Origin of the sequence: Parvimonas sp. D9, from assembly GCF_035282565.1 — a bacterium.
Lineage (GTDB): Bacteria > Bacillota > Clostridia > Tissierellales > Peptoniphilaceae > Parvimonas > Parvimonas micra.
Map to the genome: position 1 here is coordinate 23,745 of NZ_JAYKBM010000009.1, position 12,261 is coordinate 36,005.

Genomic DNA, 12,261 nt, shown 5'->3' on the forward strand with positions numbered 1-12,261 from the left:
ATTCGGATATTATAAATACAAAAAGCAACAATTTGACTTGTTGCTTCTTAATTCGTTATTCTTTATCTTTTATTTCATCATACAAATTCTTTATTGCCTTTCTTATGACTTCTGATTTTGGTTCATCCATCTTTTCAGATATATAATAAAGCATTCCCACATCTTCATCATGCAAAGTTATTCTGGCATTTAATACTTTAGGAATGTCAATATGGTCTCCACTATTCTTTTCAAATAATGCAACAACGGAAAATACAATTGCAGATGGAATTAAATAACCAAAACTTAAAGAACTAAGAGGTAACAATTTTATAAACTCTAAAATTCCATAAGTATCATTTAATACAGTCATAAATCCTATAATTATTGCAACTATTGCAGAATATTTTATAGCTCTATTACAGGAGATTCTGTTTCTGAATACACTTGTCAAAATTAATATAATTATCGGTGGATACAATGTAAATAAAAGTGGAACCGCTAATTTTATAATAGCATCTACGCCAAGGCAGGAGAAAACAAAACTTGCAAAACAAACTATCATAACCCAAATTTTATAAGGTATTTTAGGTATTAATTCTGAAAAATATTCAGCAACTCCCCCTGTAAGTGCAACTGAAGTCGTAAGACATGCCAAAATTACTATAACTGAAAGCATTAAAACTCCGGATCTACCAAATAATAAATTTGTAAAGTTTAGTAAAATAACTGTTCCGTTTTTTGCCCCTTCAACATTAAGTTTTGAACTTGCCCCCAAGAAACAAAGTCCTCCATAAACGATACTTAAACAAATAAAAGCTATAACAGAAGAGGATAATATTACCTTTTTTTCTCTTTCTTTTTTAATTTTATAGAAAATTAAAGCATTCACTATAACTGCATTAAAAAGTCCTGCACCTAATCCGTCCAAAGTTTGAAACCCATTTATAAATGAGTCATACATTACTTTTTGTAAATTTTCTCCGGCTTGGATTTCTCCAACAGGAGATATAATTCCCGTTATAATCATAATAATTAAAAAAACAAGTAGTGTAGGAGTTAAATATCTTCCGATAAAATCAACTATTTTTTCAGATTTTATGCAAATTAAATATGTAACAATAAAAAATATTGCAGTCGTTACCACCAAATTTTTAAATCCAAAATTTGCAACTCCCAAATTATAAGTAATTGCACCTGTTCTCGGAATTGCAACTAAAGGTCCTATACATAAAGATATACAAACTAAAATTATTGTCCCCAAATATTTCCCCAAAGGTTTTACAAATCCTGTAATACCACCGGAAGAAAATACACAATAAAGTGATATCATTGCTAAAAGCCCATCTGCAGCCATATACAAAATAAAAGCTATAGGCCAATAAGAACCTGAATTATATCCTAAAAATGTTGGAAATATTAAGTTCCCAGCCCCAAAAAACATTGCAAATAAGCTAAAGCCTATTACAAATATTATTCTTACCTCTTTTTTCATAATCCCTCCTAAAGTAAAAAACGATTTCTTTAGATATATTAACACAAAATAAAAAAACATGCAAGGCAAGGTAACTTAAAAAATCATCTTTATATTTTCTAATTTATTTTATAATTTGAAGTATATAAAACTGAAAATAAATAAAGTTTATTGTATAATTATTCTTTTTGAAAATTTTTACCAATTAACTAAAATAAGCTCCTACAATTATTTAGTCCAATATTTTAAATTTTTTTGAACATTAAAAAAGGGAACACTATGATTCCCTTTTAAAATAATCAGTATAATTATGCTAAAATCTTAGTAACAACGCCTGATCCTACTGTTCTTCCGCCTTCTCTGATGGCAAATCTTAAACCTTCATCAATAGCGATTGGAGTAATTAATTCAATTATGAATTTAGCGTTATCTCCAGGCATAACCATTTCAACGCCGTCTTCTAATTGGATATTACCAGTAACGTCAGTTGTTCTGAAGTAGAATTGTGGTCTGTATCCTGAGAAGAATGGAGTATGTCTTCCACCTTCTTCTTTAGTTAATACGTAAACTTCTGATTCAAATTTAGTATGTGGATTAATTGTTCCCGGTTTTGCAAGAACTTGTCCTCTTTGGATTTCATTTCTTTGAACTCCTCTTAGAAGAAGACCGATGTTATCTCCGGCAGCAGCTTCATCCAACATTTTCTTAAACATTTCAACACCAGTTACTACAACTGTTCTTCTTTCAGTTGTTAAACCTACTAATTCAACGTTATCTTGAACTTTTACTTTACCTTTTTCTACTCTACCTGTAGCAACAGTTCCTCTACCAGTGATTGAAAATACGTCTTCAACTGGCATTAAGAATGGGTTATCAACATCTCTAACTGGTTCTGGAATAAATTCGTCAACTGCTTCCATTAACTTAACAATTTTGTCTCCCCATTCTCCATCTGGTTCTTCAAGAGCTTTTAATGCTGAACCAACTACGATTGGAGTGTTGTCTCCATCATATTCATATTCATTTAATAAGTCTCTAACTTCCATTTCAACAAGTTCGATTAATTCAGGGTCATCAACTTGATCTTCTTTGTTTAAGAATACAGCAATTTTAGGAACTCCTACTTGTCTTGCAAGTAATATATGTTCTCTTGTTTGAGGCATTGGACCGTCAGCAGCACTTACTACTAAGATAGCTCCATCCATTTGTGCAGCACCTGTAATCATGTTCTTTACATAGTCGGCGTGTCCTGGACAGTCAACGTGTGCATAGTGTCTTTTTGCAGTTTCATATTCAACGTGAGAAGTTGAAATTGTAATTCCTCTTTCTCTTTCTTCTGGAGCCTTGTCGATGTTTGCATAATCAACGAATTCACCAGTACCGAATCTCTTGTTCAATACTAAAGTGATAGCTGCAGTTAAAGTAGTTTTACCGTGGTCAACGTGACCAATAGTTCCAATATTAACGTGTGGTTTAGTTCTTTCAAATTTTTGCTTAGCCATTTTACTAAAGTCCTCCTAATCTATTTTTTTGCTCTCTCGCCAATTACTTTTTCAGAAATTGCTTGAGGCACTTTTTCATAATGATCGAATTGCATTGAATATGTTGCACGACCTTGAGTATTACTTCTTAGGTCTGTTGCATATCCAAACATTTCAGCTAGAGGTATATATGCGTCAAGCACATGAACACCATTTTTAGGGTTCATTCCTTGAATTCTACCTCTTCTTGATGAAACATCTCCCATAACATCTCCTAAATATTCATCAGGAGTTGTTATTTCAACTTTCATCATCGGTTCTAGTAGAACCGGTGCAGCTTTTGCAACTGCTTGTCTAAATGCCATTGAACCAGCAATCTTAAATGCCATTTCAGATGAGTCAACTTCATGGTATGAACCATCATATAAAGTAACTTTAACATCTAAAACAGGATATCCTGCAAGTACCCCTGCTTGAGTTGCTTCTTCAATACCTTTTTGAACAGGTCCGATATATTCTTTTGGAATAGCTCCCCCTACGATATTATTTACAAACTCAAAGCCTTTACCAGCTTCTTGAGGTTCAATTTTAATTTTACAATGTCCATATTGTCCACTACCACCAGACTGTCTGATGTATTTTCCTTCAGCTTCTGCACCTTGAGAAATTGATTCTCTGTAAGAAACTTGTGGATTTCCTATATTAGCTTCTACTTTAAATTCTCTTAGAAGTCTGTCAACGATGATTTCCAAGTGTAATTCACCCATACCTGAAATAATTGTTTGACCAGTTTCTTCATCAGTATAAGTTCTAAAAGTAGGATCTTCTTCCGCTAATTTGTGTAAAGCTATACTCATTTTTTCTTGAGATGCTTTTGTTTTAGGTTCGATAGCAACGGAAATAACCGGTTCAGGGAATTCCATTTTTTCAAGTATTACATGACTATTCATATCACAAAGAGTATCTCCGGTTGTAGTATCTTTTAAACCAACTGCAGCTGCAATATCTCCAGCTGACACGCTATCAACTTCTTCTCTCTTATTAGCATGCATCATAAGAATTCTACCGATTCTTTCTTTTTTGCCCTTTGTTGAGTTATATACATAAGAACCTGCTGATAAAGTTCCTGAATATACTCTAAAATATGCAAGCTTTCCAACATAAGGGTCAGCTACAATTTTAAATGCTAATGCTGAGAAAGGTTCTTCATCTGAAGCATGTCTTTCTACAGGTTCTTCATTATCATCCACGCCTTCAATTGCAGGAATGTCTAATGGAGATGGCATATAAGCTACAATAGCATTCAATAGAGGTTGAACCCCTTTGTTCTTATAAGCTGATCCACAAAGTACCGGGTTTATTGATAGATTAATAGTAGCTCTTCTGATTGCTTCTCTTAATTCAGATGGTGAAATAGCTTCTCCTTCTAAATATTTTTCCATAATAAACTCATCAGTTTCAGCTAGTGCTTCCAATAAATTTTGACGATATTCTTCTGCTTTATCTTTGTAAGCATCCGGAATATCAGTTTCTTCTATATCTGTACCTAAGTCGTTTTTATAAATAATAGCGTGCATTGAAACTAAGTCAATCACTCCTACAAATTCTGATTCAGCTCCGATAGGAATTTGAACAGGCACCGGATTAGCTTTTAACTTATCCTTAATAGTTTCGATAGAGTCATAATAATTAGCTCCGGTAGCATCCATTTTATTTATAAAGCAAATACGTGGTACGCCATATTTATCCGCTTGTCTCCAAACAGTTTCTGATTGTGGTTCTACACCGCTCTTTGCATCAAAAAGTGCAACTGAGCCGTCAAGAACTCTTAAAGATCTTTCAACTTCTACAGTAAAGTCAACGTGTCCCGGAGTGTCAATGATGTTAATTCTTGTATCATTCCATACACAAGTTGTAGCAGCTGAACAAATAGTGATACCTCTTTCTTTTTCTTGCTCCATCCAGTCCATTTGTGCAGCACCTTCATGAGTATCACCTATTTTGTGGATCTTTCCTGTATAATAGAGCATTCTTTCTGTTACTGTTGTCTTACCAGCATCGATATGCGCCATTATACCAATATTTCTTGTATTTTCAAGTGAATATTGTCTTGCCACAATAGCATTTCCCCTTTCCTTTTAAATAAAATTCCTATATTAGAATCCGTAATGTGCAAAAGCCTTGTTAGCTTCAGCCATCTTGTGAGTGTCTTCTCTCTTCTTAACACTTGCTCCAGTGTTATTAACAGCATCTAAAATTTCTTTAGCAAGTCTTTCTTTCATAGTTTTTTCTCCTCTATTTCTAGAGTAAGTTACTAACCATCTTAACCCTAAAGTTTGTCTTCTTTCAGGTCTAACTTGAATAGGTACTTGGTATGTTGCCCCACCTATACGTCTTGCTTTAATTTCTAAAACAGGCATTATGTTTTCTAAAGCTTTTCTGAAAACTTCAGTTGGTTCTTCGCCGGTTTTTTCTTTTACAATTTCAAATGCACCGTAAACGATAGCTTGAGCAATTCCTTTTTTACCGTCAAGCATAATGTTATTTATAAGTTTAGTAACAACCACATCTCCATAAATCGGATCCGGCATTACCTCTCTCTTTGGAACATGTCCTTTTCTTGGCACCTTTCTTCCCTCCTTACTATATTAGTAGTATCACTGGTACTCAGCGATTTTCTTGCTGATAAGCACACAAATGTATGTATTATAAAGTTAAACTCTAAGTAATAAAACATTTCTGCCACATCAGTTTAATTATTTAGGTCTTTTAGCTCCGTATTTAGATCTTCCTTGTTTTCTGTTAGCTACTCCTGCAGTATCTAATGTACCTCTGATTATATGGTATCTAACCCCTGGAAGGTCCTTTACTCTTCCCCCTCTAATAAGCACAACACTGTGTTCTTGAAGGTTATGACCTATACCTGGAATATAAGCTGCAACTTCCATTCCGTTTGTTAATCTAACTCTGGCAACCTTACGCAACGCTGAGTTAGGTTTCTTAGGAGTTACAGTTCTTACAGCTGTACATACACCTCTTTTTTGTGGTGATTCACTGGCAGTACTTCTTTTTTTAAGTGTATTAAAGTTAAAACTTAACGCCGGTGCTTTTGATTTAGTTACAGCTTTTTGTCTTCCTTGTTTAATTAACTGGTTAATAGTTGGCATTTCTTCACCTCCTTAAATATTTTTTTCTAAAAATGCACATAACTATACATTATTAAATGTACCTAACTATTTTAACATTTGTTTTTGCAAAAGTCAACATTTTTTTCAGTTTTTTAATATTTTTTTATCTGCTATTTTCAGAAATTTTTCCCTTTATAATTATCGACCCTATATCAGATAATATTGGTTTAAATAGATTTATTATTTCAGAAGAATCGAGTCCACTTTCATTTTTAGTAAAATCTCTTGTGAATTTAATAAACCTTCTAGAAAAACCTTTTGGCGCAATAGGACATTCTTCTCCAAAAACTTCCTTTCCCGATTTCATCATCAATAAGGACATTCTATAATACATAAATTGATTATCTTCCTCTTTCATATTGGCATTATAGTATTCAAAAAGTTTCTCTAAATTTTTCATAATTTCACTTTGCTCAACAACATCATTTAAGGTTAAAATTCCGTTTTCTTTTTTAAACATCGAATATGGAGAATGTACTCCTCCTAATCTATGAATAATTTTAGAATATCTATTATCTTCATTTCCAATATTTGTAACAGATTTTATAAAAATCTTATTAGATACCGAGTGCATTATAATATTTACATAGTCATATTCATTACATATATTAAAAATTTTATATTTGTTATTTTCTATTTCTTTATTGTATTTTTTTAGGAAGTTTATATTAAATCCCTGTCCATCAAAAGAATATACATTTTTTAATTTAGACATATCACCTCTTAAAACTCCAACATATTGAGCTTTATTTCCGCCTTTAGAATGACCTGAAACATATATTTTACTAATATTGTCAAATTTTTTAACCATTTTATCGAAATATCTCAAAGCTCTTCTTTGCTGTTTTGTATCTGTTATATTATATGTCCCCTCCACATTATCTTTCCACTCATAATCACCGGCAGTTCCTTTGTATACTATGATTAAACAATCTTCAAACAAAAAACTTACATTTACAACTCTATCACTACCGGTTGCATTTCCATAAACCGAATTATCAATATCCACTATTTTTATTTTTTCATAAACTTGTCTACTATGATCTACTGTATTTAAAATACCTAAAAACTCATCTTCATTTATTTCTGCCGGATAATATCCAGAAGAATTTTTTTCATTTCTAATAAAATCAAATATTTCGAATATATTTTTTCCTACAAGTTTTTCTTGCACATCATCTCTTTCAAAATTATGAACATAAATAATGCAATTTAAAATTAAAAAAATATCAATACTAATGACATTTTTCTCTATAATTGTTTTTTGAAAACCTCTTTTTTTAATTTGTTTTTCAATATTCATACCAACTCTCCTATACTATATAAAGAACATAACAATACAAAAATTCGATTTTATACTAGCATACAAAAGCACAAAAGTCAACAACAAAAAAAGAAGTCCTAAGACTTCTAAATTTTGCTTTCTATTTTCTTATCCTTCTTTTTAAATATAAAAGATAATTTTGTTTCTGAAATTATTATTGCGACAAAAATTAAAATAAATCCTATAACCGATTTAACTGTTAAACTTTCAATTCCAAGCGCAACCGGAAAAGCAACTCCAAAAATTGACTCACAACCTAAGATTATTGCAGCACTACTTGGATCTGTATATTTTTGACCTAGATTTTGTAATAATAACGCAACCGCTGTACACATTACAGAAAGATATAAAACTTCGAGCATAGGTCTTAATGTAATTTGCATTCCGGCATTGTTCTCAAAAACAAATGTAGTTACCCAAGATAAAATACCTGCAACCAAAAATTGCATTATTGTCAGTACAAAAGGATCTTTCCCGATTCCAAGTCTAGTAACCATAACTATATGTGATGCAAATAAAAATCCACTCAAAAGGGCAAGTGCATCTCCATAGATTGCTTTCCAACTTGAATTAAAAATAGAACCGCTCTCTCCCGCCATAGCAATAAAAAATATTCCGACTATGCAAAATACAGCAGCAGATACATTAAATTTATCGGGCTTTACTTTATTTGTAATCCAATACAAAAATGGTACAATTACGCAATATGATGCTGATAAAAAGCCACTACGTCCGGGAGTTGTAAAAGTAACTCCAAGTGTTTGACTGGAATAAGCAACGAATAAAAATACCCCAATAACAGCTCCGGCTATCAATTCATTTCTTTTTGCATTAAATAACTTTTTATGAAAAACAACTGCAAGAATAATACCCGCTAAGGTAAATCTAATACCCAAAAGAAAATTAGGCTTAAATACATCTGCAGCACTTTTAACTACTGTAAGAGAAGTTCCCCACAAAATTGCCACGATAAAAAGTGCAATTTTTGCTAAAAAACTTGTTCTACCTGAAATGTTATCCAAAACGTCCTCCTACTTAACTATTTTAGTTCCTGTAAGACCCTTTACAGCATCTGATGCCTTTTCAAGCAAAGTAATAATAGCACATCTATTATCCAATCCATTTACAAATTCCAAACAAGCTTCAACTTTTGGAAGCATGCTTCCCTTGCCGAATTGTCCTTCTGCGATGTATTTGTTAGCTTGTTCAACATTTATTTCATCCAATTCTTTTTGGTCAGGTTTATTGAAATTTATACAAACTTTGTCAACAGCAGTTAAAATTAAAAGGAAATCCGCATTTAAATCCGATGCAAGTTTTGCACTTGATTTATCCTTATCAATTACTGCGTCAATTCCTACTAATTTACCGTTTTTCTTAACGACAGGTATTCCGCCTCCGCCAACAGTTATAACTACAAGTCCTGCATCTACCATTTTTTTTACAGCGTCAATTTCAACAATATTTAATGGCTTTGGTGAAGGAACAACTTTTCTGTATCCTCTTCCTGAGTCTTCAACAAAAGTGAATCCTTTTTCTTTTGCAAGTTCATCTGCCTTTTCTTTTGTATAGAACATTCCAACTGGTTTAGTTGGGTGTTCAAAAGCTTTATCGTCTTCTGCAACTTCAACTTGAGTTACAACGGAAACAGCAGTTTTATTAATTCCTTTTTCTTTAAAAGCTTGACCTAAAGCCTGTTGTAAATGATAACCTATATATCCTTGACTCATGGCTCCACATTCAACAAGCGGCATTAAAGGAGTTTTTTCTTTTCCGTTTGCTGAATAGTCCATTGCCAAATTAATCATTCCTACTTGAGGTCCATTTCCATGTCCGATTATAACATCATTTCCGTCTTTAACTAAATCAGAAATTATATCGGCAGCTATTTTTACTTTCTCTAATTGCTCCAAAGGGGTATTGCCTAAAGCATTACCCCCCAAAGCTACAACTATTCTCTTTCCCATTTTTACCTCTTACCATAAAGTTGAATACATAACTGCTTTTATAGTATGCATTCTATTTTCAGCTTCATCAAACACAACTGATTGAGGTCCTTCAATAACTTCATCAGTAACTTCCATTTCAGGAATACCAAATTTTTCAAAAATTTGTCTACCGATAACAGTTTTTTGATCGTGGAATGAAGGTAGGCAGTGCATAAAGATAGCAGTTTCTTTAGCATTTGCCATAACTTCTTTGTTTACTTGGTATGGTTTTAATAATTTAATTCTTTCAGCCCAAACTTCGTCCGGTTCTCCCATTGATACCCAAATGTCTGTGTAGATTATATCAGCATTTGTAGTTCCTTTTTTAACATCTTCTTCAAAGCTTACTGTACAATGAGTAGCCTTAGCAATTTCTAAAGCTTTTTCTCTCAATTCTTCTTCAGGCCATAATTCTTTTGGAGCACAAGCTGTAAAGTTTACACCCATTTTAGCACAAGCTATCATAAGTGAGTTACCCATATTGTTTCTTGCATCTCCCATATATACAAAGTTTAACCCTTTTAAATATCCAAATTTTTCTTCAATAGTTAAAAGGTCAGCTAACATTTGAGTTGGGTGGAATTTATCAGTTAAACCGTTCCATACCGGAACTCCTGCATATTCTCCTAAAGTTTCAACTAATTCTTGGCTGAATCCTCTGTATTCGATACCATCATACATTCTTCCTAAAACTCTTGCAGTATCTTCAATAGATTCTTTTTTACCCATTTGTGAAGAACCCGGATCTAAGTAAGTAACTCCCATACCTAAGTCCATTCCGGCAACTTCGAAAGAACAACGAGTTCTTGTTGAAGTTTTTTCAAATAATAGTACTATATTTTTTCCTTCTAAATAACGATGTGGAGTTCCGCTTCTCTTTAAATCTTTAAAATTCTTTGAAAGATCCAAAAGATAACGAATTTCATCACTTGTAAAGTCTAATAATGTTAGGAAATTTCTTCCTCTTAAGTTTTTGCTCATAACAATTCTCCTTTAAATAAATTTTTGATACGACAAACGTATCCATTACATAATTATTATACTATATCTTACAAAAAATTTCGGACATTTTGTTAATTAAAATTTGTATTACTTTCTATTTATTTTTATTCTGATGAATTTATATGTATTTTATTTCTTAATTATTTCTATTATATTAATATATATTAATTTAAATTTATCCCCAAATCCATCTGCAATAAAACATTCTTTTTCAATTTTTTTACAATCTTAAGTCTTTTTAACTTATATCAATTAAAAATATTTAAGTTTACTGTTTGTAGTATAAAATTAAATATTTTTATACTATAAACAGATTATAATATTTAACTTATTTTTACTCTAATTTAAAGATATATTGTCCTTTTATAGCTTATATAATTTATAAATACAATATTTTAAAAATAAATTTAATCATTTTTGAAATTATTATGTGAGATTTATTTTAAAAAGACATTTTTTGTTTTTTAATCTTTACATAAATAAAATTATGATTTATACTAATAACAACAAGAGATAATTTATTATAATTTGTAACAGGAGTATTTATGAACAAACAAAAAGGAATCGAAATACAAAATAAAGCTAATTCATATATAAATGAAGAAAGCATGTACAGTATTGACAGAGAAATAATAACATCTCCAACAAAAGGACTTTTTCATCAATCTGCAAGATTTTTGCTGATAAAAAAAGGTGCTGCAAAAATGAGAATACAAAATAATATATATGAAATAAAAGACAAAACTTTAATCTGTATTTTACCTTGGGAATATACTGAGGTTATTGAAGTTTCAAAGACCATACAATATTTTATTCTAAAATATAATTTTGACAGCGCAAACAAAATAATAAAATCGTTTTATAATATTGATGCAGAAAATTTAAGTTTAATAAATTCATTTTACGACAATCCTGTAATCCAATGCACCGACGAACAATTCAAATATTTTTCAAATGTTTTTGATATGTTACGTGATGAACTAGGAGAAGATTCAACTTTGTATAACAAAAACGAAAATCCAATATCTTCAGCATATGTTTTAAACAAAATAATTGACTTAATTATAACTTACAGAAGAATGCAAAATGAAGATACACAAAAAATAAAAAAGGTTGACGAAAAATTTGATAAAATAAATATTTTTAGATATATTCATGCACATTTAAGCGAAAAACTTACAATTTCTTCAATTTCAAAATTATTCTTTATGAGTGAATCAACAATAAATCGATATGTAAAAGAAACGACAGGTATTTCTTTTAACACCTTAATAAATGAAATGAGAGTCGGAAAAACTATGGATATGTTACTTTATACAGATCTCGATATAGAAGAAATCGCAGAAATAACAGGTTTTTCAGATAGATCCCATCTTTCAAAAGTATTTACTGCAAGAACAGGACAAAACCCCAATAAATACAGACAAACATTTCATAAAGTTTCACAAATTTGTCAAATAGAGAATATAAGAAAATTTTATAGAATATTAAACTATGTAGTAAAAAATTCAAGTGATGATATAGAAATAGAAAGTATATGTAAAAACTTTTCAATATCCATAACAGAACTGAATAGATTGTTTATATACTATGTAGAAAAAAATTTCAAAAATTTTTTAAATTTTGTACGAATTAATAAATCTACAAAATTATTGTTAAAAACAGATATGCAAATAACTGATATTGCATTTGAGGTTGGATATAATACAGTCAAAACATTTAATCGAAATTTTTTGAAATATCAAAAAATGTTACCAACTGAATTTAGAAAAAATCTAAAACTACAAGATAGAGAAATATAAAAGCTGTTGATTAATTCAACAGC

General features: G+C 30.9%; 10 protein-coding genes. 1 reads left to right on the forward strand and 9 read right to left on the reverse strand.

Features of this window, described 5'->3' with window-relative positions; translation table 11 throughout:
- Positions 1–55: 55 nt before the first annotated feature.
- The 9 genes from brnQ to argF form a co-directional block, all read right to left on the reverse strand.
- Positions 56–1,474, reverse strand: coding sequence for a branched-chain amino acid transport system II carrier protein (brnQ, locus tag VJI94_RS07170; RefSeq protein WP_040596775.1), 1,419 nt, complete (start codon positions 1,472–1,474; stop codon positions 56–58).
- Positions 1,475–1,761: 287 nt separating this feature from the next.
- Positions 1,762–2,955, reverse strand: a complete 1,194-nt coding sequence (gene tuf, locus VJI94_RS07175) for an elongation factor Tu (RefSeq protein ID WP_004831804.1) — start codon at positions 2,953–2,955, stop codon at positions 1,762–1,764.
- A gap of 20 nt (positions 2,956–2,975) precedes the next feature.
- The gene (fusA, locus tag VJI94_RS07180; RefSeq protein ID WP_004831805.1) at positions 2,976–5,051 is read right to left on the reverse strand and encodes an elongation factor G; all 2,076 of its coding nucleotides are present in this window, start codon (positions 5,049–5,051) and stop codon (positions 2,976–2,978) included.
- A gap of 39 nt (positions 5,052–5,090) precedes the next feature.
- Positions 5,091–5,561, reverse strand: coding sequence for a 30S ribosomal protein S7 (gene rpsG, locus VJI94_RS07185; RefSeq protein ID WP_004831806.1), 471 nt, complete (start codon positions 5,559–5,561; stop codon positions 5,091–5,093).
- A gap of 129 nt (positions 5,562–5,690) precedes the next feature.
- Positions 5,691–6,101 carry a 30S ribosomal protein S12 gene (rpsL, locus tag VJI94_RS07190; protein ID WP_009355082.1) on the reverse strand — a complete coding sequence of 137 codons (411 nt, stop codon included), beginning with the start codon at positions 6,099–6,101 and terminating at the stop codon, positions 5,691–5,693.
- 124 nt (positions 6,102–6,225) lie between these two features.
- Positions 6,226–7,425 (reverse strand): Mbeg1-like protein, encoded by a 1,200-nt coding sequence (locus tag VJI94_RS07195; RefSeq protein ID WP_324008848.1) that lies wholly within the window; start codon positions 7,423–7,425, stop codon positions 6,226–6,228.
- A gap of 107 nt (positions 7,426–7,532) precedes the next feature.
- The gene (locus tag VJI94_RS07200) at positions 7,533–8,468 is read right to left on the reverse strand and encodes a DMT family transporter (protein ID WP_269754063.1); all 936 of its coding nucleotides are present in this window, start codon (positions 8,466–8,468) and stop codon (positions 7,533–7,535) included.
- Positions 8,469–8,477: 9 nt separating this feature from the next.
- Complete coding sequence (arcC, locus tag VJI94_RS07205; protein WP_324008849.1) at positions 8,478–9,413, reverse strand: carbamate kinase; 936 nt, start codon at positions 9,411–9,413, stop codon at positions 8,478–8,480.
- Positions 9,414–9,422: 9 nt separating this feature from the next.
- On the reverse strand, positions 9,423–10,415 hold the full coding sequence (argF, locus tag VJI94_RS07210; protein ID WP_150262801.1) for an ornithine carbamoyltransferase: 993 nt from the start codon (positions 10,413–10,415) through the stop codon (positions 9,423–9,425).
- A 566-nt stretch (positions 10,416–10,981) separates the two neighbouring features.
- On the opposite strand from argF, the gene VJI94_RS07215 reads away from it, so the two are divergent.
- Complete coding sequence (locus VJI94_RS07215; protein ID WP_041953472.1) at positions 10,982–12,238, forward strand: helix-turn-helix domain-containing protein; 1,257 nt, start codon at positions 10,982–10,984, stop codon at positions 12,236–12,238.
- Positions 12,239–12,261: the final 23 nt, after the last annotated feature.

What these genes read in the sequence shown, in the direction of transcription:
- brnQ (WP_040596775.1), bottom strand. Translation starts at nt 1,474, where the DNA reads ATGAAAAAAGAGGTAAGAATAATATTTGTAATAGGCTTTAGCTTATTT.
- tuf (WP_004831804.1), bottom strand. Translation starts at nt 2,955, where the DNA reads ATGGCTAAGCAAAAATTTGAAAGAACTAAACCACACGTTAATATTGGA.
- rpsL (WP_009355082.1), bottom strand. Translation starts at nt 6,101, where the DNA reads ATGCCAACTATTAACCAGTTAATTAAACAAGGAAGACAAAAAGCTGTA.
- VJI94_RS07195 (WP_324008848.1), bottom strand. Translation starts at nt 7,425, where the DNA reads ATGAATATTGAAAAACAAATTAAAAAAAGAGGTTTTCAAAAAACAATT.
- arcC (WP_324008849.1), bottom strand. Translation starts at nt 9,413, where the DNA reads ATGGGAAAGAGAATAGTTGTAGCTTTGGGGGGTAATGCTTTAGGCAAT.
- argF (WP_150262801.1), bottom strand. Translation starts at nt 10,415, where the DNA reads ATGAGCAAAAACTTAAGAGGAAGAAATTTCCTAACATTATTAGACTTT.
- VJI94_RS07215 (WP_041953472.1), top strand. Translation starts at nt 10,982, where the DNA reads ATGAACAAACAAAAAGGAATCGAAATACAAAATAAAGCTAATTCATAT.